General features: G+C 63.7%; 20 protein-coding genes. 6 read left to right on the top strand and 14 right to left on the bottom strand.

Annotated elements, in window-relative coordinates:
- Positions 1 to 612: peroxiredoxin (locus AC1D34_RS19770; protein ID WP_476825098.1), on the top strand; the 612-nt coding region annotated here is incomplete at its 5' end.
- 150 nt (positions 613 to 762) lie between these two features.
- Here AC1D34_RS19770 and AC1D34_RS19775 read toward each other — a convergent pair.
- The 9 genes from AC1D34_RS19775 to AC1D34_RS19815 all read right to left on the bottom strand — a co-directional run bounded on the left by AC1D34_RS19775 (position 763) and on the right by AC1D34_RS19815 (position 12,301).
- On the bottom strand, positions 763 to 3,432 hold the full coding sequence (locus AC1D34_RS19775) for an autotransporter family protein (RefSeq protein WP_476825105.1): 2,670 nt from the start codon (positions 3,430 to 3,432) through the stop codon (positions 763 to 765).
- Between the two features lie 97 nt (positions 3,433 to 3,529).
- Complete coding sequence (locus tag AC1D34_RS19780; RefSeq protein ID WP_476825099.1) at positions 3,530 to 5,164, bottom strand: amino acid ABC transporter substrate-binding protein; 1,635 nt, start codon at positions 5,162 to 5,164, stop codon at positions 3,530 to 3,532.
- 73 nt (positions 5,165 to 5,237) lie between these two features.
- A complete protein-coding gene (locus AC1D34_RS19785) occupies positions 5,238 to 5,879 on the bottom strand; it encodes a L,D-transpeptidase (RefSeq protein ID WP_441487823.1) in 642 nt (213 codons plus the stop codon).
- 559 nt (positions 5,880 to 6,438) lie between these two features.
- Entirely contained in the window at positions 6,439 to 8,067 is a 1,629-nt protein-coding gene (locus AC1D34_RS19790) for an MFS transporter (protein WP_441487825.1), read from the bottom strand.
- Entirely contained in the window at positions 8,067 to 8,513 is a 447-nt protein-coding gene (locus tag AC1D34_RS19795) for a DoxX family protein (protein WP_441487826.1), read from the bottom strand. Before AC1D34_RS19795 ends, AC1D34_RS19790 begins: the two co-directional genes overlap by 1 nt.
- A gap of 19 nt (positions 8,514 to 8,532) precedes the next feature.
- Positions 8,533 to 10,500, bottom strand: coding sequence for an amidohydrolase (locus AC1D34_RS19800; RefSeq protein WP_476825100.1), 1,968 nt, complete (start codon positions 10,498 to 10,500; stop codon positions 8,533 to 8,535).
- Positions 10,497 to 10,781 (bottom strand): XapX domain-containing protein, encoded by a 285-nt coding sequence (locus tag AC1D34_RS19805; protein ID WP_441487828.1) that lies wholly within the window; start codon positions 10,779 to 10,781, stop codon positions 10,497 to 10,499. The genes AC1D34_RS19800 and AC1D34_RS19805 overlap by 4 nt, the downstream gene beginning before the upstream one ends.
- A 33-nt stretch (positions 10,782 to 10,814) precedes the next feature.
- Positions 10,815 to 11,645 carry an alpha/beta fold hydrolase gene (locus AC1D34_RS19810; protein WP_441504277.1) on the bottom strand — a complete coding sequence of 277 codons (831 nt, stop codon included), beginning with the start codon at positions 11,643 to 11,645 and terminating at the stop codon, positions 10,815 to 10,817.
- A 2-nt stretch (positions 11,646 to 11,647) separates the two neighbouring features.
- Positions 11,648 to 12,301, bottom strand: coding sequence for a hydrolase (locus tag AC1D34_RS19815; RefSeq protein ID WP_476825101.1), 654 nt, complete (start codon positions 12,299 to 12,301; stop codon positions 11,648 to 11,650).
- A gap of 140 nt (positions 12,302 to 12,441) precedes the next feature.
- Here AC1D34_RS19815 and AC1D34_RS19820 point away from each other — a divergent pair, with 140 nt between their 5' ends.
- Entirely contained in the window at positions 12,442 to 12,759 is a 318-nt protein-coding gene (locus AC1D34_RS19820) for a winged helix-turn-helix transcriptional regulator (protein WP_441487831.1), read from the top strand.
- Positions 12,760 to 12,843: 84 nt separating this feature from the next.
- On the opposite strand, the gene AC1D34_RS19825 is transcribed toward AC1D34_RS19820, so the two are convergent.
- The gene (locus AC1D34_RS19825; RefSeq protein ID WP_441487832.1) at positions 12,844 to 13,962 is read right to left on the bottom strand and encodes a helix-turn-helix transcriptional regulator; all 1,119 of its coding nucleotides are present in this window, start codon (positions 13,960 to 13,962) and stop codon (positions 12,844 to 12,846) included.
- A gap of 310 nt (positions 13,963 to 14,272) precedes the next feature.
- Between AC1D34_RS19825 and AC1D34_RS19830 the strand changes: the two genes are divergently transcribed.
- Together AC1D34_RS19830 and AC1D34_RS19835 are read left to right on the top strand one after the other, a co-directional pair.
- A complete protein-coding gene (locus AC1D34_RS19830; RefSeq protein ID WP_441487833.1) occupies positions 14,273 to 14,884 on the top strand; it encodes a TetR/AcrR family transcriptional regulator in 612 nt (203 codons plus the stop codon).
- Positions 14,885 to 15,183: 299 nt separating this feature from the next.
- Positions 15,184 to 16,392, top strand: a complete 1,209-nt coding sequence (locus AC1D34_RS19835; protein WP_476825102.1) for an MFS transporter — start codon at positions 15,184 to 15,186, stop codon at positions 16,390 to 16,392.
- Positions 16,393 to 16,559: 167 nt separating this feature from the next.
- Here the strand turns inward: AC1D34_RS19835 and AC1D34_RS19840 are convergent, their stop codons facing one another.
- Positions 16,560 to 17,042: a Rid family hydrolase gene (locus tag AC1D34_RS19840; RefSeq protein WP_441504281.1), complete on the bottom strand. Its 483-nt coding sequence runs from the start codon at positions 17,040 to 17,042 to the stop codon at positions 16,560 to 16,562.
- 48 nt (positions 17,043 to 17,090) lie between these two features.
- Complete coding sequence (locus tag AC1D34_RS19845) at positions 17,091 to 17,627, bottom strand: TetR/AcrR family transcriptional regulator (RefSeq protein ID WP_441504282.1); 537 nt, start codon at positions 17,625 to 17,627, stop codon at positions 17,091 to 17,093.
- Between the two features lie 158 nt (positions 17,628 to 17,785).
- On the opposite strand from AC1D34_RS19845, the gene AC1D34_RS19850 reads away from it, so the two are divergent.
- A complete protein-coding gene (locus tag AC1D34_RS19850; protein WP_476825103.1) occupies positions 17,786 to 19,009 on the top strand; it encodes an MFS transporter in 1,224 nt (407 codons plus the stop codon).
- 149 nt (positions 19,010 to 19,158) lie between these two features.
- Here AC1D34_RS19850 and AC1D34_RS19855 read toward each other — a convergent pair whose 3' ends face one another.
- Positions 19,159 to 19,707, bottom strand: a complete 549-nt coding sequence (locus AC1D34_RS19855; RefSeq protein WP_441487838.1) for a cupin domain-containing protein — start codon at positions 19,705 to 19,707, stop codon at positions 19,159 to 19,161.
- Between the two features lie 287 nt (positions 19,708 to 19,994).
- Between AC1D34_RS19855 and aptA the strand changes: the two genes are divergently transcribed.
- Positions 19,995 to 21,344 carry an omega-aminotransferase AptA gene (gene aptA, locus AC1D34_RS19860; RefSeq protein ID WP_476825104.1) on the top strand — a complete coding sequence of 450 codons (1,350 nt, stop codon included), beginning with the start codon at positions 19,995 to 19,997 and terminating at the stop codon, positions 21,342 to 21,344.
- Between the two features lie 119 nt (positions 21,345 to 21,463).
- On the opposite strand, the gene AC1D34_RS19865 is transcribed toward aptA, so the two are convergent.
- Positions 21,464 to 22,489, bottom strand: a complete 1,026-nt coding sequence (locus AC1D34_RS19865) for an AI-2E family transporter (protein WP_476775331.1) — start codon at positions 22,487 to 22,489, stop codon at positions 21,464 to 21,466.
- Between the last annotated feature and the right edge of the window lie 104 nt (positions 22,490 to 22,593).

Consider the following 22,593-nt stretch of genomic DNA (forward strand, 5'->3'; position numbering starts at 1 on the left):
GAAGGGCGCATGCGCTTCCACGACTGGATCGGCGATTCCTGGTGTGTGCTCTTCTCCCACCCCAAGGATTTCACGCCGGTCTGCACGACCGAGCTCGGCTACATGGCCAAGATCAAGCCCGAGTTCGATCGGCGCAACGTCAAGATCATCAGCTTCAGCGTCGACCCGGTCGGGAACCATGCACGCTGGGCGGAGGACATCGGGGAGACGCAAGGCCACAAGCCGAACTACCCGATGATCGGCGATCCGGATCTGGAGATCTCCAAGCTCTACGGCATGCTGCCGGCCAGCACATCCGGCACCTCGGATGGCAGGACGCCGGCCGACAACCAGGCCGTGCGCAATGTCTTCGTCATCGGGCCGGACAAGAAGATCAAACTGATCCTGGTCTATCCGATGACGACAGGGAGGAATTTCGACGAGGTTCTGCGTGTCATCGATTCGCTCCAGCTGACGGCGAAGCACCGGGTCGCGACCCCCGCCAACTGGAAGCAGGGTGAAGACGTGATCATCGCCGGCTCGGTGTCGAACGATGAAGCAAAGCAGCTCTACCCGGATGGCTGGAGGGAACCCAAGCCCTATATCCGCATCGTGGCGCAGCCTGGGGGCTGAGAGAGACTTTGCCTCAAGCGATGCTCGCTACAGTCGCAGTAAGGCGACGAGCTGTGGGAGCAGGATTGCAGCCCGCCCGTGGCCGGTTCTGCGCCAGAGGGGCGGCTGGTTGCATCAGCGCCCGTCAATTCCTCGCTTTGGTGTTGCGGCTCACCAGCTGACCTTGATGCCGAGCCTGCCGTCATAGGCATGCGAGCGGCCGTTGAGGCCGATCGAGTAGCCGGCGCTGGCGTAGAGGGCGGTGTTCCTGGTCATCTGCGCGTCGGCGCCGACCTTGAACTCGGCCCAGCTGCCGCCGAGATCGGCGCGAAACGGGATGAAGCCGGTGGCCGAGGAGAACGCGGTCTTGGGATTGCCCATGAACTCGTTCCAGAGGCTGGCCTTCAGCCAGGCGGTCAGCATCCGCGGTTTGACGCCGCCAGTGGCGTCCTCCAGCGTCCAGCTTCGCGCAAGGCGGGCGCCGATCCGGCCGGCGAGTGAGTCGGCATCGGAGAAGCGCACCAGCGCTGCCGTGTCGGAGGCGCTCCCGTTCGAAATCGTTTGATAGACCAGTTGCGCCTGCGGCTCGAGGATGACGCCGTAGCCGAGCTGGAGCGGATAGCCGCCCTCGAGCGAGGCGGCAAAGCCGAACGCGTCGCGGTTGAGGATGAAGCCGCGCTTGGAATCGGCCTTGGCATCATACCAGGTGCCCTGGACGACGCCGTCGAGATACCAGCCCGACGGCCCGAAATGGGTCCAGTAGCCGCCGAGCGAGTAGGCATCGATGGTGTTCCGCCCGGCCCTGATGCCGTTGAAATGGGTGACGTCGCTCTCGATCCGGCCAATCGCGGCATAGATGCCGGCATGGTCTCGCGAGCCGTCGGCGCTCACGCTGCGATAGAGGTCGAGACCGGCCTGGAAGGCATAGAGGTCGTAGTCGTAATTCGGGCCGTTGCGGAAGATGCCCCAGGGCCCGCCATCCTGGTTGCCATGGGTGCCGATGATCCGGGCCCAGCCGGCCGAGGCATAAGAGCGACCGGGTGCGGCTGCGCTCGCCGGCAGCCGCACGGTGGTCGTGCAGCGAAAGTTCTTGTCGGGGTTCTTGCACCAGATCGTGCGCTCCTCGCTGACCGCCGGCGCTTCCAGCGGCGCGAGTTCGCCGACGCGCTCATGCAGGCTGTCGATCAGGGTACGGCCATAGATCAGCTGCATCGCCGGCAGCGCCGCATAGAGCGAGGTTTCGCGGCGAAAATCCGGGATGCCCGTTCCGGGTGGAGATGGCGTCGGTCCGGGACCGGGCGGCGCAGGGGTTATCTCGGAGCGCAGGTACCAGTTTTCCGGACCCGAGGCGTCGACGCTGCTGCGGTACAGTGAATACTCATAAGGGCCCGCGACCACCGGCTGGCGGAGCGCGAAGGCTCCAGGCACGGTCGTGCCACCATTGATCGCGTCGACCACCAGGATGCCGTTGCCGATGGTGAGATTGCCCGGGCCCGTGGTGTTCGTCACGCGCAGGAACGAATTGCCACTGGCAACGCCGCCGTTGATCACCAGCCGGTCCGAGGGAGAGCCATCACTGCCGAGGAAGGTGTTGAGTCCGAGCGTTCCGCCTGCGCCCAAATAATTCCGTGTCGTCAGCGTCTTGTAGCTGCCCAATATCGTTGGATCGCCACCCGGCGGCGTGAACTGGATCAGCCCGGCATTCGCAACCTGCTGCGTGACGGTCGAGTTCGCGGTGACCGTCCAGGTGCTGGTCGGGTCGACCGTGACATTGGTCACGTCGAAGGCCGCCCCCGTCCATTGCGAGCCGGTTGCGAGGCTGATGTTGGCGGTGGTCTGCGCGGCCACGAGCGCATCGCCGGTCAGGACGCTCCCGTTCGAGGCGTCAAACTGCACGGCGGTTGGCTGCGCCGGGCCGAAGGTGCTGGCGAAGGTCTGGAGTAAGAGCCCGCCACCACCTGTCACGACTGTTCCAGCCGTTGTCAGATTGAGTGGGCCTTGTGCCTCCACCGCGGTCGAGGTCGCACTGGTCAGACTGCCGCCCGACAGCCTGACGATATTCACGCTGGCCGCGGTGAGATTCAGGGAGGAAAGACCAACGGTGCCCGGACCCGTCGCCTGCACAGTCGTGCCGGTCAGGTCGATCAAGCCCGGCCCGCCATTGATGAAGAGGGCGGCGCCTCCTGCGCCGGAAGTGGTCACGCGCGAAGCGCGCCCGATGACGGTGCCGTTGGAATCGACGCGGATGCCGAATGCGTTCGTCCCGGTCGTGGTGATGGTGTTGTCGGTCATGTCGACGGTGCCGCCRAGGCCGGCATCGGCGCCGGCCGCACCATTGCTCGAGGTCACAGTGATGGTCGTGCCGGTGCTGGTGATCAGGGCTCCGGCTCCCTGTGCCAGCAGACCGCTGACCGGAATGGCGCCGACCAAGCTGAAGACCGAGCCGACGGGGCCGGCGGCCGTCGCGAGATTGGCCGTCTGAAGCACGTAGGCGTTCGGGCCCTGCTCGGAGTTGATGTTGATGACGCTGCTCCCCGACAGCGTGATGCTGCTATTGTCTCTCGCCCAGGCACCGGCAGCGGCATTGGAGCCTTGAACCGTCACATTCGCGATGTTGAGCGAGCCACCGTTCGCGGCGAAGAGGCCGGTGCTGCCCGGTCCGCCCGAAGTGTTGTTGAGATTGATAGTTAATCCGCTGCCGATGGTTCCAAGTGCCACCGTCGTATTGTCGACGCCTATGCCGACATTGCCGGTGCCGTTCATTTGAAACGTCGACCCGGGAAGGATGCTGACCTGGCCGCCGTCATGGAGATAGATCCCCATCGAGCCGCCGCCATTCATCGTGACCGGAATGAGAACGTCCGCAATGACGCGGCTGCCGGCACCTGAAGCCCCGAGACCGACGGAGTTGAACGCAGCCGTCGTGATGCTCGTGCCACTATGAAGATTGACGGCGCCGCCGCCCTCCGCGATCGCGCCATGGCCAGCCGAGATGGTGGGGGTTGCGGTCGCGGTGTTGTTGACGATGACGTTGGTTGCGTCGATTCTGCCGCCGATCGCAACCAGTGCCGCTCCAACGCCGGTCGTCGTGATCGAAACGCCGCCGAGAATTGCGCTGCTGGTCGCGCCATTGGCAAGAACTGCGTGGCCGCCTTGGGTCAGGATGCTGAGATTGCCGTTTGGCACGGTGATCGCGCCGCCATTGGCCTGGAGCGCATTGCCGTTCAATGCCTGAAAGGTAATCGCGCCGGGAAGGGGGCCTGCCAGACTGTCGATGACGAGCGTGCCACCGGTGACGTTGCTTGCGTTCGTGGCACCGGCCGTCGCGACATTCGTGCTGCCGACGACGGTCGTGGTGCCCGCCGTGACATTGATCGTCGCCGTGATCGTCGGTGGGCTCGGCCCGACCGTCTGGGCGCCGAGCGGGAGGGAGGACAGGAGCAGTCCGACGCTTGCTGCTCCGCAGGCTGGCAGGCCACTCGTAGGCACGACCCAACGGTACATCATTCTCATGATGCCCTCCGATTGCGGTGGCGCTTGCGTCCTTCTGTTCTGCTCTCGCCTTGCGCCGAATCACCCGTGTTTCTGCCGTATCTCCGGATACTGGCTGCAGCGCGGACAACTGTCGATCAGGGAAAGCCCTGAGATGCGGCATTCGCGGCTTCGTTGGTTTCCATGAGATTAACGACGGCTCCCACGCAACATGACCGCCGTGGCCCTCGGCGCCGATGAAGCGACGGACGTCAGGCTTGGCGGAGGCCAGGGCCTCGGCCGTGTTGGTTGAGGTGATGCCAAGCTCCTCGGCGTTCACGAGAGCAAAATTCACCCATTTGACAAAGGTGAACCAGGCGAAATCGTCACCGCGCGTCACCGGGCCAAGCGGCTCCTTCGRGATCACGTCGGGCAGGATAACGGCATCGGCGGGACGAGGAAGCTTCAGGCGTTCGGCATAAAGCGCCGACTGGTCGCGCGTCAGCACATTGCATTCGCCAGCCTGGAAGGCCGCGAGAGCAGCGGCAGCCGTCGGGAAGGCACGCTCTTCATAGGTTATCGAGTTCGAGCGCAGGAAGTCCGAGAGGTTGAGTTGCGTCGTCGTGCCCGCTTCAACGCAAATCTTGGTGCGGTCGAGTTCGAGCGCCGAGGTCGCCGTCACCGACTTCATGATCATGAAGCCCTGGCCGTCGTGATAGGTCACGCCGGCGAAAGACAGGCCGAGCTCGGCCTCGCGCGCCAGAGTCCAGCTGGAGTTGCGCGAGAGCAGGTCGACCTGCCCGGCGCGCAGCGCGTCGAAGCGCTGGCTTGCCGAAAGCGGTACGAAGCTGACCTTGGCCGGATCATCGAAAATCGCTGCCGCGACGGCGCGGCAGAAATCGACATCGAAACCCGACCACGCGCCTTGCGCATCCTTCTCGGAGAAGCCGATCAGGCCTTCGCTGACGCCGCATTGCAGGTTGCCGCGCTGCCTGACGGTGTCGAGCGTTCCGGCTGCGGCCGGCTGCGGCGCTCCCCAGAGCGTGACGGCCGCGAAACAGGCAAGCGCGCTGCGAAGGTAGGTCTTGGCCGCGTTCAGCATGACCATCGGTCTCCGGTTGGGACAGATTGCGGAATTGGCAGGGGGCTCGCGCAAGTCAGAGACTTGCACCGTGTCAGAGACTTGCACCGTGCCGGACGACGACCTTGGTGTTGAGCGGGACGCGCTCATACAGATCGATGATGTCGCCATTCGCGAGGCGGAAACAGCCGGACGAAATCGATTGGCCGATGGTCTCAGGCTGGTTGGTGCCGTGGACCCGGAAAACCGTCGAGCCGAGATAGAGCGCTCGCGCTCCCATCGGGTTCCCCGGACCGCCGGCCATGAATCGCGGCAGATAGGGCTGGCGTGCGATCATCTCCGGCGGCGGGCGCCAGTCCGGCCATTCCGCCTTGCGGCTGATCTTGACCAGGCCCGACCACTGGAAGCCTTCACGGCCGACGCCGATGCCGTAGCGCAGAGCGCGGTTATTGCCCTGGACGACATAGAGGAAGCGTTCCGAGGTATGAATCACCACGGTTCCCGGCGGCTCGTTGGAGCGGAACAGCACGGCCTGACGCGCGTAGGGGCCGTCGGCGACAACGGTTTCCTCACCCGAAATGCGCCCCGGCTCGTCACCGATGTCGAGGGTCTCCGCCTCGCCGGCCTTGGGGGCCGCGAATGCGCTGCCGGGCAGTGTCGCGACAGCACCCAAGGCCAGAGCCGCAAGGCCGAGGCAGGTTCCAGCGATTGTCTGCTTCCGTCCGCTTACCCGCATACTGCTCACTCCGAGCTCATAGAGCTTGGGATCGTCGGCGACATGCATCATGACGCCGTCGGTCGGGCCCTTGGTGATCGAGTAGGGCATGTTGCACTGGGCCTTGGCCTGGGCCTCGGTCCGCTTGCGGTCCTTGTCGGCGTGGAAGGAGGCGATGCCCCATTTCCCGATCAGGCGCTCGCGCGGGATGCTGCTCGGTCCAGCTGCGGCACCGGCGGACGAGCTGCCTGCATTTTCACTGGTTCCGGCGCAGCCTGCTGCGGCCAGCGTGAACGCCGCCGCGGCGAGGCGGGTCAGCATGCCAGATCGAAGAGAAGTTGTTCTGGGAGGGTTTGCACCGCCTGAATGGTGCAGAATTGCCGGGAAAGTGGCTTGGCCTCTGTCGTGTTGCGGTACCACATTACACTCCAGCATCTTAGGACACAGGTCATCATGGACGAAGCCGCCGGCAGAATTCAAGCCATCACTTGCACAAGCATCGATGTATCTTCCGCTGCGAGATCTATGACCTTCCCCACGCGGTGTTGAACGCGCCTGAACAGCGCAGGCGCCTCCCTGGTTATTGGCCTGGAACGGAGTTGGGGCGCGCTTGCAAGCCCAGGAAATGCCGGATGACCGGTTTGTCCTGGCCTGTATGGAATTTCGTGACTTCCGCCTGGATATCGGCATCGGCCTGCGAGACACGCCTGTGCTGACGCAGATGCTCGGCCCAGGACTCGACCATGAACCATTCAAGGATGCAGTCGGGGTCGGCGGCATCCTCGCTGACGCCCCAGGCGAAGGCGCCGTCCCGGCGCCGCTCCGGAGCGAGCCGCGCCACCGCCTCGAGGAAGGCGGCCCGGCTTTCGCGAGCGACACGGTACTCGATCGTGATGGTGACGGGGCCGCGATCGTGTTCGACCGGATCGGCGATCGCCGGCTCCGGCCAATGGGTCGAGGGGGTGAGATCGGCCTCGCCCGCCGGTAGCCGCAGGCGCAGGACCGCAACGGCGACCAGCGCGAGCGCGAGTGCTGCGACGAGCAAGGTGGCATGCAGCCCGATTGCTTCGGCAACAAGCCCCCAGAGCAGGCTTCCGGCGGCCGACGCGCCGTTGAAGATCGTGAGGTAGATCGCCAGGCCGCGCCCGCGCACCCAGTTTGGCAGAATGGCCTGTACCGTGCCGTTCAGCGTCGTCAGCGCAGCGATCCAGGCGCCGCCCAGGACGAGCAGCATGAGAATGGCGAGCCATTGCGGTGGCACCGCCGCCAACGCCGCCGTCACGGCGGCCGTGACGAGCGCGGCGCCGAGCATGATGCCGTCGGCATCGAGATGGGCCCGGATCCGCGGGAGCACGATGGCCCCTGCGATCGCGCCGGCTCCTACAGCTCCGAGAAGGAGGCCATAGAAACCGGCGCCCCCGCCGAGCAGCTGTCGGGCAACGAGGGGCAACAGCGCCCAAATGGCGCTGGCGCCGGCGAAGAACAGGACGGCCCGCAGAAGAACCAGGTGAAGCTCTCGACTGGCGCGGGCGTAGCGCAGCCCCGCCCTGAAAGCGCCGCCGAAATGTTCGCGGAGCTCGTCGTCGGCGCCGGCGGGGCGCTGCCACCAGAGCAGTGCCGCGATGACGAAGACATAGCTCAGGACGTCGGCGCCATAGGTCGAGGCGGCACCAAAGGCCGCCAGGAGCGCGCCGCCGGCGGCAGGGCCGATCGCGCGGGCAATGTTGATGCCGAGCGAGTTCAGGGCGACGGCATTGCGCAGCTCGGTCTTCGGCACGAGCTCGGGGACGATCGATTGCCAGGTCGGCCCCATCAAGGCAGCGCCGACACCGCCGATGAAGGTCAGCCCGACCAGAAATTCGATCGTCAGCCGGTTGGTCAGGGCCAGCGTCATCAGGACAGCGCTGGTGCAGCCCAGCAGCAGCTGGACGCCGATCAACAATTTCCTGCGGTCGACGATGTCGGAGAGCACGCCGGCCGGGATAGCGAGGAGGAAGATCGGCAAGGTACCGGCGACCTGGATCATGGCGACAGCCGCAGGCGAGCCGGAGAGATCGGTGACCAGCCAGCCGCTTGCGACGTCGCGCATGAAGGAGCCGACATTGCCAAGGACCGTGGCCGCCCAGAGTACGGCGAAGACGGAGTGCTGTAGCGGCGCGAAGGCCGAAGACGCCGGTCTGGCTGCGGTATCGTGTGGCACTTGGGCCATCAGACTCGTGCTCCCCAGCTCGAACGGGCGGAAAGCATCGCCAGCAACACCAGCCCGCCGACAATCGAGACATGCTCGAAGAAGATGTTCTGATGCAGGAAGCGTTCGCCTGCGGGCTTCATCCAGAAGGCATGGGCGTAGAGTGTCGCGAGGATTGTGAAGCCGGCCAGCGCCGCCGCGCCGATCCAGGCATAGCGGCCGCCGGCAATCAGCAATGCAGAGCCGCCGAGCTGCGTCAGGATGACGAGCGTGGCGAAGAGTGCGGCAGGCTCGAGCCCGGTCAGACCGCGGACCTCGGCGGTCGCTCCTGCGAAATCGAACAGCTTGGCGATGCCGCTGAGCATGAAGGGCAGCGCCACAGCGATGCGGGCGAGAACAACCAGCCATGACTGGCCAAGGAGCCGTTCGACGGCCTGCTGAGCGGAAGAGAGTGGCGAACCGGACATGATCGATCCCTTCGTGCGCTCAGAAGGCCCAGCAGGAGCAGCCAAGAGCTCCCCAGAACGAACCCTCGTCGCGCACCGGCACGGTTGCGGCCAAGGCCGAAGCATGTGCGTGTCCGTGGACGCCGCACGCGCTGGCACAGCCACAGGCGGCCGCGAAGGCATATTTGCGGCCATCCATGCCCGCACGCCTCTGGTAGCCGCCGAAGGTCCTGACCGGTGACCAGTCCGGCATGGCCGGCGGCAGTGGCGGGGCAAGCCCGGCATAGTCGCCGGTGCCGTGAACCGGCTTGCCGCCGAGCAGCGTTAGCACGCTCTCGATGTCCTGGATCTCATCCTCCGGCACGGTCATGTAGTCGCGATCGAGCACGACGAGATCGGCAAGCTGGCCGGTCTTGATCTGGCCCTTCTTGCCTTCCTCAGTCGAGAACCAGGTATTGGCCTGCGTCCAGAGCCGAAGCGCGCTTTCGCGGTCGAGCAGGTTGCGCTGCGGGTAGAGCCTGAGGCCGCCCAGCGTCTTGCCGGTCACGAGCCAGGCGAGCGAGACCCAGGGGTTATAGCTCGCGACGCGGGTCGCGTCGGTGCCGGTACCGACGGGGACGCCGGCCTCGAGCATGCGCGCGATCGGCGGTGTGCGCTCGGCCGCCCTGGCGCCATAACGTTCGACGAAATCCTCGCCCTGGAACATCATCCGGTGCTGCACGGCGATGCCGCCGCCGAGCGCTGCGATGCGATCGATGTTGCGATCGCTGATCGTCTCGCAATGGTCGAAGAACCAGTGCAGCCCCTGCAAGGGCGTGTCGCGGTTGACCTTCTCGAAGACGTCGAGCGCGCGGGTGATGGTCTCATCGTAGGTGGCATGCAGGCGCCAGGGCCAGCGGTTCTCGGCGAGCAGCCGCACGACGGGTTCGAGATCGCCCTCCATCGTGGACGGCATGTCCGGTCGCTCGACCCTGAAATCCTCGAAATCCGCGGCCGAATAGACCAGCATCTCGCCAGCGCCATTATGGCGATAGAGATCATCGCCCTGGCCGGGTTTCACCTGGTTGGCCCAGCCCGCGAAATCGGCGAGCTCCTCCTTCGGCTTCTGCGTGAAGAGATTATAGGCGAGCCGCAAGGTCAGCTCGCCTGCGGCATGCAGTTTCTCGATGATTGCGTAGTCATCCGGGTAGTTCTGGAAGCCGCCGCCTGCATCGATGATGCTGGTCACGCCGAGCCGGTTCATCTCGCGCATGAAATGGCGCGTCGAGTTGAGCTGGTACTCGGGCGGGAGCTTGGGGCCCTTCGCCAAGGTGGCATAGAGGATGTTGGCGTTAGGCTTGGCAATCAGCAGTCCGGTCGGGTTGCCGTTTGCATCGCGCTGGATCTCGCCGCCCGGTGGATCGGGCGTCTCCTTGCCGTAACCGACGGCGCGGAGGGCCGCGGCGTTGAGCAGGGCGCGGTCATAGAGATGCAGGATGAAGACCGGCGTCTCGGGGGCGATCACGTTGATCTCGTCGAGCGTCGGCAAACGCTTCTCGGCGAATTGATGTTCGGTGAAGCCGCCGATCACTCGCACCCATTGTGGCGGCGGGGTCACCGCGACCTGGCGCTTCAGCATCTCCATCGCCTGGGCAAGCGAGCGCACGCCGTCCCAGCGCAACTCCATATTGTAGTTCAGCCCGCCGCGGATGATGTGCATATGGCTGTCGATCAGCCCCGGAATGACACGCCGGCCGCCGAGGTCGACGATCGCAGTCGTCGGGCCGGCCAGAGCGCGCATGTCCTGTTCCGCTCCGACACCGATGAAACGGCCATCGGAGATGGCAGCCGCCTGCGGATCGGGGTTTCTGCGGTCCAGAGTGCTGAAGCGTCCGTTCACGAGAAGAAGGTCGGCGGTCATGGCGGCTTGTCCTGTCGTCGATGTCTGGGCGGCGGCCCGGCCGCCGAGCAGCGTGGAAAGCGCGCCGGCCGCGCCGCCGAGCGTGGTCTGTCTGCGGGTCGGGTTCATGAAGGCTTGCTGCCGGCATCGTTGCGTTCGGCCTGCTTCTCGGCGGAGCGCGCGGGTAGGGCGCCGAAAAGGTGCTCACCGCATTCGCTCTTGAGCCAGCCGATGCTGAGCCGCTCGCCCGCGAGGACGCGCTTGGCAATTGGCACGATCTGCTCCCCGGCCAGGATGCCGAGGAGACCGATCAGCGCCACCACCGGTGGCGCTGGCGAGCGGACATTGAGCAGGCTGTAGATGATGCCGACCAGCAGGCCGGCCCCCAGGGCCAGCAGATAGGGCTTCATATCGACCTCCCTGGGGCTCTGGCCGCCCGACAATCAGCCTTTCACGAAAGCGAGCAGATCGGCGTTGACCAGCTCCGGATGGGTCGTGCAGAGCCCGTGCGGGAGCTTCTCGTAGACCTTGAGCGTGCCGTGCTTCAGCAGCTTGATCGAGAGCAGGGCCGCGTCGGCGATCGGCACGATCTGGTCGTCATCGCCATGCATCACCAGTGTCGGCACCTCGACCGCCTTCAAATCCTCGGTGAAATCGGTCTCCGAGAAGGCCTTGATGCCGTCGTAATGCGCCTTGGCGCCCCCCATCATGCCCTGGCGCCACCAATTCCGGATGATGCCCTGTGACGGGTTCGCGCCCGGGCGATTATAGCCGTAGAAGGGCCCACTCGGCACATCGAGGAAGAATTGCGCGCGATTGGCGGCGAGCGCCTGCCGGAAGCCGTCGAAGACCTCGATCGGCAGCCCGCCCGGATTGGCCGCGGTCTTCAGCATCAGCGGGGGCACCGCGCCGATCAGCACCAGCTTGGCTACGCGGCCCTTGCCATGGCGGACCGTGTAGTGCAGCGCCTCGCCACCGCCGGTCGAATGGCCGACATGAACGGTGTTTCGCAGGTCGAGATGCTCGACCACCGCCGCGGCATCGGCCGCGTAATGGTCCATGTCATGACCGTCTCCGGTCTGGGTCGAACGGCCATGGCCGCGCCGGTCATGGGCGACGACGCGGTAGCCCTTCGCGAGGAAGAACAGCATCTGCGCGTCCCAGTCGTCCGAACTGAGCGGCCAACCATGGTGGAAGACGATGGGCTGGGCGTCTTTCGGACCCCAGTCCTTGAAGAAGATTTCGAGACCGTCCTTCGTGCTGACCTTGGGCATGATCAATGTCCCTCTTGTGCGCCGAACATCGTCTTGGCGTAGATGATGCCGAGACCGTAGGCCCCGCCGAACTTCTTGGCGATGCCGGTGGTGAGATCGTAGGTGTCCGTCYTCGCCCAGTCGCGCTGCAACTCGAGCAGATATTGCAACGCGGTCATCGGACGGGCGCCGGCCTGTACCATCCGCTCGACGGCCCGCTCATGCGCTTCGTCGGAGACGTCTCCGCAGGCGTCGGTGATGACGTAGACTTCAAAACCCTGGTCGATGGCCGAGAGCGCCGGGCCGACGATGCAAACMGAGGTCCAAAGGCCGGCAAGCACGATGCGGCTCTTGCCGATCTCGTTGACGCGCGCGATCACCGCGGCATCCTCCCAGGTGTTCATGGAGGTGCGATCAAGCAGCTTCTGGCCGTTGAAGGCGGTCGTGATCTCCTCGAACATCGGCCCGGAGAAGCTCTTCTCGGCGACGGTGGTCAGGATGGCCGAAACGCCGAAGCCGGCGGCGGCATGGGAAATCAGGGCGGCGTTGTTGCGCAATGCCACGGCATCGATCGACTTCGTTGCGAAGGACATTTGCGATTGAAAGTCGATCAGGATCAGGGTGTGATCCTGAGGAGAGAGCAGCAGTTTACCTGGAACCGGAGTTGCGCGAGCCATGAACCAACCTCCATCGCGGCAGTGAACACGGCTGCACGCTAGCGCTGCAATACGGCCTCGACCAGTAGTAACCTTATGGATACCGCAAGCTTGCCATGAACAAGGTTGAAAGAATTGAAGTCGACGATAGCAAATGCCGGGTGGAACCTTTGCTCAAGTTCCTTGCCCAGGAATGGATGAGCCATATCATCTGGGCTCTCGGCCAGAATAACGCGCTGCGGTTTGCGGAGCTTCGCCGCGCGCTGCCCGGATCGATCTCCGCGCGTGTCCTTTCCGCCCGGCTCAAGTCACTTGAAGGCAAGGGTTTCGTCATCCGTTGCGACCTGAGCGAGAATGTCCGCCATGTCGAATATAGCCTGACTGAGGAGGGGCAGGCTCTCGACGCCGAACTGAGGCGGAGCGAGGCCTTTTCCCACGCACGGTATGGCCAGGTCCTGGCACGTTCGGCGGGCGAGTAAGCATCCGCGGGGAGAACCACCCCAAGATTGCTGTCTTGAGCCGCCTGGCGTTCAGATCGGTGACGTCGTGGGGGTTGCAGCCCTTTACGGCTGGGTGTGGAGAACGCGCCCGCCGAGGCTGGCGCCCTGCAAGAGCCCGACCAGATCGGCCTGGCGTTCGAGGCCCGTTTTCGCAAAGACCCGTTTTAGAGTGGTCCGAACGGTTTCCTCCCCAATGCCGAGGGCGAGCGCGGCATCGCGGGGGCGGCTTCCGGCGGCGATCAAGGCAGCGAGCTTGGCCTCCGCCGGCGTCAGGTCGAACAGGCCCTGGATGACCGAAGCGGTCGGGACCTCTCCGGGGACGACCGGCGTTACGACCAGAATCGCATGGGCTTGCGACAGCACATCGTGACCCGCCCCGGTCACCGGCACGAGATGCGCGATGAAGGGCGGATTATCGCCCTCGGCGGCAATCGGGATCGAGCGGACGGCGGCATCGTGCGGCGCTTTGCCCAGGGCTGCGAACGCCTGGAGAAGCAAGCGGTCCGCAGAGGGATTGGCGAGCCCGAGCCGGGATGGGCGGTCCTGCGCGACATCCGGCATCAGCCTGACGAGGAGCGGATTCGCAGCGAGGGCCTGTCCGCGCCATCCGAGCACGGCTGCAGGAAGGCCGATCATCTCGAGCGCGTGGGCAACGGTGCGGGCACGCTCCATGTCGAGCCGCGCTGCCAGGATGCCGGCGCGAGCAAAATGGGACCGTGTGCGATCGACCTGCGTGACGAGATCGCGCCCGACCGGCCCCGAGGCATAGTCGCGTTCGGCATGGACGATGATGGTGTCGCCGCTCGGAACCTCGATTGCGGTCGCGACGCCGAAGCCATAGCCACGCGGGATGAAGAAGTCGCGATAGATCGGGTCCTGAGCCATTTCCTGCATGGTGAAGACGTCGGCATCGGTTGCAAAACCGGGATACTGCAGCGCCATCAGACGTTTGGTCCGCTCGTTGGACGCCCCGGGATAGAGGCTGAGAAAATCGAGCCAGAGCTGTTCGAACGCGGGTGAGGAGTTGATGAAGCGCATCTCCTCGCCCCGGACGGTGCAAAGCACCGCGTCCTTCGCACTGCAGATATCGGCGAATTTGGCGAGCACGGATGGCCAGAGGCTTGGCACAAGGGCTGCCTCGTAGACGGCATCGATGAGCTGATGCTCGCGTGGATCGCTCATGCCACCCTCTGGTCCTGACCGATCATCGGCCGATACCGCGCTGATTCAGCAATACAACAATAGTAGGGCGCTTCGGCCATCAGCCGGCTCACTATCAGACAAAGTCCGGTGCCAGTCCACGATCGACTGAGGCGCGCCGGCATGTTTCCGGTTCCCAGCCGGCCATTTAGGTCCGTTTGAGAGTCTGGCCCCGGCGTTCGACGGGCCTGGCGGCCGCTTCTCAGAGGGACAACATCCGGTCAATCCCTTCAGTACGGGCTTTACAATATACATACGACTGTATATGTGTTGCGAACTGTGAGGTGACGTGATGACGAGCGATAAGAGGAAGGAGCGCGGTGACCGCGCCCGGGCCAACATTCTTCACCATGCAACCCGGATCGCCTCCGTCGAGGGGCTGGACGGTCTGACGTTCGGGCGCGTGGCCGCTGATGCGGGGGTTGCACGAGGCAACATCCAAATCCTCTTTGGCGACAGGGAGGCGCTGCAGCTCGCGACGATCGAGAACGGCGTGTCGCTATACACGGACGCCGTCATTGGCCCCGCCAGGGCAAGGCCAAACGCGGTCGAGCGTCTCATCGCTCTTATCGAGGGCTGGTACACATTCGTGGAGCAAAGAACGCTTCCGGGCGGCTGCCTGGTTCACGCGCTGAGCAGTGAATACCGCACGCGTCCGGGACGGATCCGCGATCGGGTGGAGCATCATCGGCTCGAGGCGAGGCAGTGCATCGTCAATCTGTCGACCGAAGCGATGCGGGCGGGAGAGCTTCAGCCCGACACCGATATTGAGCAGCTCGCCTTTGAGCTTACTTCGTATCAGGCATCGGCCAATGTGGCGGCCCTGATGGAGGAAGCCGACCAGTTCGAACTGGCGCGGCTCGCATCCAGGCAGCGGCTCCGGGCGGCGCGGGGTCTAAGATGAGCGGCGACCCATTCCGCTCCGGAGAGCCGGAACACCAGCAGCGACCTGCCGCTCGTGGCCGATCTGCGGATTTGTTGGCGAGGCGAGACGGGTTGTCGCCAGCTTTCCGAACCTTCCTTGAAGACCTGAAGTTCATCCTGCCGGGCCCCTAAAGGACCTCTCATCGAACGGCTTCGTGCGCTTGAGGCCGAACGTCCTGATGAGCCGCGCCGCCGCGCCGGCAGGCCGCTCATATCCCAATTGTCCAACCAAACGACTTGGCATCGGTGCTGACATCGCCGGGCCGGAAAGGTCCACTCATGGTCGCTGCGCCGCTGCAAACTCCACGTGAAGTCGATCGGCCGCAGGCCAAGAGCCCATGGCTCCCGGTTTCGATGCTCGCATTCGGTGTCCTTGTCGTCGGAACCGGCGAGTTCGTCCTGGCGGGCTTGCTGCCCCTTCTCAGCAGTTYGCTCAAGATCGCGCCGTCCGTCGCGGGGCAGGTCATCACGATCTTCGCGTTGACCTGCGCACTCGCGGGCCCGGTCCTGACGACGTCCACCGGGGGATGGGACCGAAGAACCGTACTGGTCGCCGCAGTGGTGACTTATCTTGCCGGGAGTGTCTGGACTGCGCTCGCGCCGTCCTATGCTCATGTTCTGGCCGGTCAGGTCGTGGCTGCTCTCGGCGTTGGATTATTTGTGCCGACCGCCACCGTAACTGCTGCCGCGATGGTTTCGCCAGCACACCGGGGCCGAGCCATTGCTTTGGTCGTGAGCGGCTTCACTGCGGCGACTGCGCTTGGGGCACCCTTGGGTACAGCGTTCGGCGGGATGTTCGGCTGGCGGTCGACCATGTGGCTTGCAACCGGACTGGCCGTGGTTGGCGTCATCGGGATCGTCATCTCCGTCCCGAAGACAACGACGATCGCGACAGCACCGGGGTTACGCCAGCAAATGCGGTTCCTGCTCGAGCCTCAAATCGCTGCGGTCCTCGGAGTGACCCTGCTGGCCTTCACCGCTGTGTATATGCCCTACACCTATATGGGGATCATCTTTGAAACGGCGACGCAGGGAAACAGTCTCTACCTTGCGGGGCTCATGACAACGCTTGGCGTGGTTGGCACTGTCGGGAACCTGGGCGCCGGTATGCTCGCCGACCGCTTTGGCGGCCGCAGGGTGGTGGCGATCGCCTTGGTCTGGCTCATTCTCAGCCTAGTCGTCCTGCGATTGACCATCGATAACCTGGCATGGGCCTTTGCATTGATCGCGGTCTACGGCATCGCCGCCTTCGCCATTACGACGCCGCAACAGCACCGGCTGATCTCCCTGAAGCCTGAAGCCGCCGGTGTTCTCGTTTCGCTCAACCAGGCAATCCTGTACCTCGCCATCGCACTATCGGGTTCCATCGGCGGTCTAGGAATTGAGTGGCTGGGCTCGAACAATCTCGGCCTCGTCGCTGCGGTGCTGGCAGCCATGGCATTGGTGCTGTCATTGTCGATGAAATCGGAGAGCCATGCTCACCGATGAGGATACAATCCGCTTGCCGCAAGGGACATCTGTCATGGATAGAAGCAGCACTTCCGTCCGGCCGTAAGATAGTCGCTGTTGCCAAGGCCTGTTTGGCTTCGCTCATCGCTCGTCGTCTTGTTTGCTATTCATCGCTTTGCAACCAGGCGCGTCGAGCGCTCACCACGTTACATCTGGTCACGAGGCAATAGGGGGGCAAATGCCGTCGCCTTGATCTCCACCAGCCCATCTGCCGCGTTGAGTTCAGCGACGGCCAGTTCGACGCAGGCGGGATAGGGGGCGGGAAAGAACTCGTCCCGGACGGCCGCAATCGCGGCCAGTTGTCCTGCTTTGTCCAACGCCAGTCGGTCGCTGCCGAGCACATGAAACATCTGAAGTTCCACGACATCATCCACACGCGCCCCGCATGCGTTCAGAAGCTGTTCCATCAATGTGAAGACACGACGCAATTCGCTACAAAAGCGCTCGGCGTCCATCGCTGTCGATTGCCTGTTGCTGGCGACAAGCCCGGACAGAAATACGAAATCTCCAGCGCGCCGCGCCGGGGCATAATGGAACTGTTCGACATCGTCCTTGAGCACGGCGGGCACCACCACCTTGCCAGTGGACGTAGCATGATCGCGGATCGAACGATTGACCTGTTCTTCCATCGTGTTTCGACCTCTCGGGGGCATGGTTTGGGCAGGTCGGCCTGCGATCTACACGTGCAGCGGGGTCATTGACGGAGCGATGAGCGCCTCGAGCTCGTCTCTCGTGGCGCCGTCGCGAGCTTGCATTGAAAGGCCTTGCATCACTGCGCTGTAGTAGTTGGCCAGCACCGGGATATTGCTCGAACCCACCAGGTCACCCTCCGCCACGCCCCGAGCCAGCCTGGCGCGAATACGCATCTCGGTTTCCTCGCGAATGCTCCTGAGCAGTTCGCGCAGTGGTTCGGTTTCAATCTGGCAGTTGACCACGCCGAGGATCAGCAGGCAGCCGCCAGAGTGTGGTGCGCTGAGCGCCGTGTCGATGCTGGCCTGAAGCATGGCGCGGATCGACTCCCGTACGGTGGTGCCTTCGTCGAGCGCGCGCAGGGCGCCAGATCCCGCGGTCGCCACATAGAGCTCTACCGCCTCCCGAAACGCTGATTCCTTCGAGACAAAGGCTGCATAAAAACTCGGCGGCGTAATCCCGATCGCTGCCGTCAGGTCGTTGAGCTGAGTGCCCTCATACCCCTTGGCCCAGAACACTTCCATGATGCGCTGAAGTGCGTGGTCACGGGCAAAGCTGCGCGGGCGGCCTCGGACTGCCATGGTGTTCCTTTCTGTAGCGTGAATTATATAAATCCTTGACCATGGCACGCAAGCCGGGTAGCGAATTTTATAGTGAGAATTATAGAATGGATTGAGTGACAATGGACACTGTCGATCGCAGCAGCCCGGCGAGCTCGGCTTCCGGAACGCCGATAGCGCAGGCCGTGCGGGAAGGACTCCCGGTAGTGGTCTATGTCCTGGGATTGACGATCTTTTCGCTGACCACATCGGAATTCATGGTCGCCGGCATGATGCCCTCGCTGTCGGCCGCGCTTGGCGTAACGATTGCCGAGGTCGGGTATCTGATCTCGATCTATGCGGCGGGGATGGTCGTCGGTGGGCCGCTGCTGACCCTCGCGCTTCTCAAACTCCGAGTTCCAAACAAGCGCGCACTGCTTGGTTTGCTTGCGCTCTACAGTGTTGGAGGGATCATCGCCGCGACGGCGGATGGGTATGGCATCATGGTTGCCGCGCGGATCATCACCGGTGTTGCCGGTTCGGCATGTTTCGGGGTGTCGTTGGCCATCTGTGCCGAAGTCGTTCGACCGGACGCGAGAGGGCGGGCCTCATCGATCGTGCTCGCCGGGTTGATGCTCGCGACGGTCCTGGGCGTGCCGGCTGCGACCTTGATTGACCAGCGCTTTGGCTGGCGAGCGAGCTTTTGGCTGGTCGTCGCGCTCGCGATGCTGTGTGCCGCTGTCATAGCAGCATTGGTTCCGGCATCCAGGAAATCGGCCCAAATCAGCTTGAGCACTGAACTGGCATCGTTCCGAAACGGCCAGCTTTGGGCGGCCTATGCCACGAGCGGTCTGATCATTGGCGCGACCTTTGCTGCATTCAGTTATTTCTCGCCGATCTTTACGGATGTGACGGGCTTTTCTCCTGCCACGGTACCCCTGCTGCTCGGCGCTTATGGTGCAGCCAACGTCATCGGCAACGCGATCGTTGGGCGCTTCGCCGACAAGCATACGATTCCGATCCTCGTCGGCGGCCTGATCGCATTGGCGGGGACGCTCGCGACATTCGCAGTCTTTGCCGATCACCGCATTGTCAGCGTCGTTGCTTTCATTGCGATAGGATTGGTCGGGGTCCCCATGAACCCGGCGATGATTTCACGCGTCATGAAGACAGCGCACCCCGGGCCATTGGTGAACACAGTCCACACATCGGTCATCAATATTGGTCTTGCGGCAGGCGCCTGGTTCGGTGGCATCGGTATCGTCGCCGGTTATGGTTTGCGCTCGCCGCTTTGGATCGGTGTCGCGCTGGCGCTGCTCGGGCTCGTCAGCCTCATGCCGCGCAGCGTCAGGAGATCGGTGCAATGACTGCCTAACGGACGCCAAGCAATATCCGGGGATGCAGGCACTCAGACGGTTCGCAGGCCAGGGCAGCCTGGACGGCCAATCGCAGATGCCGTCCGCGATCGACGGTTGGCGTCAAGAGCGGTTGGCGCGTCACCGGCCCAAACTCGGGGCTAAAACGATGGCGGCGTGCAGGCACTTACAACTTCGCAGGCAACCGGCCCCACGCATCTAAACCGATGCGGCCTTCGGCTATCGAAATAATACGCATCGCCGGGGCCCAGTATTCGGCGCTGATCCTCGACCGTGACCTCCAGCCGGCCAATGAGGACAATTCCGCCCTCTTCRCCATCATGGGCGAGCAGCACACGACCTGTGTCGGTCCCTGGTTCGTAGCGTTCCTTCAGGATTTGAAGTGCGCGACCGAACAGGCTCTCGCCCACTTGCCGATACGAAATCCCGCCCTTGCCAATCTCAACCAATTCACTGGCTTGATAGAAGGTCTGTTGCGGCCTGTCAGGCTCCATTGAGAAGAATTCGCTGAGTCCAATGGGAACTCCATCGAGAATTCGCTTCAGGACTCCAACGGATGGGCTAATGGAGTTCGACTCGATCAGCGATATCGACGAATTGGCTATGCCGACACGCCTAGCGAGCGTGCGCTGCGATAGATTGTATTTCTGTCGGATGAATCTAAGGCGAGCACCTACGTCCACAGACACCGAACTCTCCTCCCCGCCAACCCGTGCTTGTCCCGCGACGATCCTCGACACATCTTCGTCCCGTGCGCTTGCCGTGGGACATATGCCAACTGTGTTTGACGCGAAGGGACCGGCATGGCGCAGTCACCCCTCCGACATCGATGCCGATCACCCGCTGTTCCTTCTGTTCAATATCTGCATCGATCTATCTTTGTCTCCTTATAAATCAGCGTCTTATGTTTCATCCGAAACAGACTTGTTGGCAATGACGGAACGTGGCTTGTGGCAGGCAGACAAGGGAGCACGCCATGACCGCCAACACTCCGCCAGCCTCATTGCAGAACGCCCGCTCGCTCGACAGCTACTGGATGCCCTTTACCGCCAACCGGCAGTTCAARGCCGCGCCGCGGCTCCTCGCCTCGGCCCAGGGCATGCACTACACCACCGATGATGGTCGCAAGGTGGTCGACGGCACGGCCGGGCTCTGGTGCGTCAATGCCGGACATGGCMGCCGCCAGATCACGGAAGCGGTCGAGCGCCAGCTTTCGACCCTCGATTATGCGCCGTCCTTCCAAATGGGGCACACGATCGCCTTCGACTTCGCCGAGCGCCTCGCCGCCCTGGCGCCAGGGGCCGGAGAGGCGAAACTCGATCGCGTCTTCTTCACCGGTTCGGGCTCGGAATCAGTCGATACGGCTCTCAAGATCGCCATCGCCTATCAGCGCGCGATCGGGCAGGGGACGCGAACCCGCCTGATCGGCCGCGAGCGCGGCTATCACGGCGTCGGCTTCGGCGGCATTTCTGTCGGTGGACTGGTCAATAACCGGCGTGTCTTCCCGCAGCTTCCGGGCAGCGATCATCTGCGCCATACGYATGATCTTGCCCGCAATGCCTACACGAAGGGGCTCCCGGAGCACGGCGCCGAACTTGCCGACGATCTGGAGCGCCTGGTCGCGCTGCATGGCGCGGAAACGATCGCGGCGGTGATCGTCGAGCCCGTCGCAGGCTCGACCGGCGTTCTGTTGCCGCCGAAGGGCTATCTGCAGCGCCTGCGCGAGATTGCGACGCGTCACGGCATCCTGCTGATCTTCGACGAGGTCATCACCGGGTTCGGCCGTCTCGGCACGCCCTTTGCGGCCGAGTATTTTGGCGTGGTGCCGGACATCATGACGACGGCCAAGGGGCTGACCAATGGTGCGGTGCCGATGGGCGCCGTCTTCGCCAGCCGCAAGGTGCATGATGCGCTGATGACCGGTCCGGAGGCTGCGATCGAGCTGTTCCATGGCTACACCTATTCCGGCCACCCGATCGCTTGCGCCGCTGGTCTCGCGACGCTCGACATCTATGCCGAAGAGGGGCTCCTGACGCGCGCCGCCGAGCTCGCGGCGAAATGGCAGGAGGCGATGCATAGCCTCAGGGGCGCTCCGCATGTGATCGATATCCGCACCATCGGCCTCGTCGTCGGCATCGAGCTCGAATCGCGCGCTGGAGCGATCGGGGCGCGGGCTTATGACATCTTCGTCGACTGCTTCGAGAAGGGGCTGCTGATCCGCGTCACCGGCGACATCATCGCTCTGTCGCCACCGCTGATCGTCGAGCCCGGGCAGATCGACGACATGGTGTCCCTGCTCGGCGAAGCGCTGAAGCGCGCAGCCTAGAGCAAGCGCCGGTGCATTCGCGGCCATTGCGCTTGCCGCCTTCGACGGAGGGCGTGAGGCGCGCCTCCGCCGGTGCGGCGCTGCCTGCGATCGAGGTAAGGACGCCGTAGGAGAGCAATTCACACCGGGTGTTGCTGCAGCCATTCCAGCAGCAACACGTAGCTGACGGCCAGAAGAACGGGCCCGACGAATAGTCCGAGGAGCCCGTCGACGATCATGCCGCCGATAACACCCATCAGAATGACCGGCATCGGGACATTCAGCCCTCTGCCGAGCATCAATGGTCTGAGAATGTTGTCGCCGAGACCGACGACAATATTCCAGATCAGAAAGATGACTGCCGGCTGCGTTGCTTCGTAAATGAAGACATAGCCGACCACAGGCAGCGTCAGCAAAATCAGCGGCACCTGCATGATGCCCAATATGAGCGCAACAAGGGTTAAGGGACCGGCTGCCTGAATTCCTATGGCGAAGAAGCCCAGGCCTAAAAGCGATGACTGGATCAGAGCAACGCCAACAACCCCGAGTCCCACGCCGCGGATCGTGGCTGCAGTGAGCGTGACCAGTTGCACCGCGCGCTCGTTGCTCCCTGTGACGCGTGTCAACAGGCGTCTAGCGAAGGTTGCTGCGTCCTTGCCGTAGACAATGAGTACCGCGGCGATCGCGAAGGAAAGAACGAATGAGAGTTCGCCAACGGCAAGGCCACCAGCGAACGTAGCCAGCCATGCCAAGGGCCCGCTGAGCAGGTGGCCGTATTTTGCCAGCGCCGCCGGCAGGTTGGAGGCGACGAGTGTCCAGATCTCCGTTAATTTCTTGCCGATCAAAGGGGTGCCATCGAGCCATAGGGGTGGCTGTGGGATGGTTACGTTCTGGCTCTGCAAGGTCGAGATCAGCGAATAGAGCGTCGTCGCAAGCGACGTCACCGCAATCACCATCGGCCCCAGCATCAACACGACGCCGATCAGTCCGATCAGCAGCGCCGATCCACGATTCCCGAGCCGCGGCATCAAGCGCAGATGGAGCGGATACAGCATCACCGCCAGGATCGCTGACCAAATCAAAAGGAATGCAAAGGGAAGCACGATCCGTGCGCAGGCATAGACCAGCAGGGCAACCAGACCGACCCGAATGGCATTGTCGATCATGGTCGATGGGCGACCGAGGTTTGGAGCCTTCCCGTCCATCGATCTGCCCCCTTAAACAGTTTGCTGCAAGAGCCTCGCGTGGTGTGTAGTACTCAGCCCATTCT

This window comes from Allobosea sp. P1_A7 (assembly GCF_056406775.1).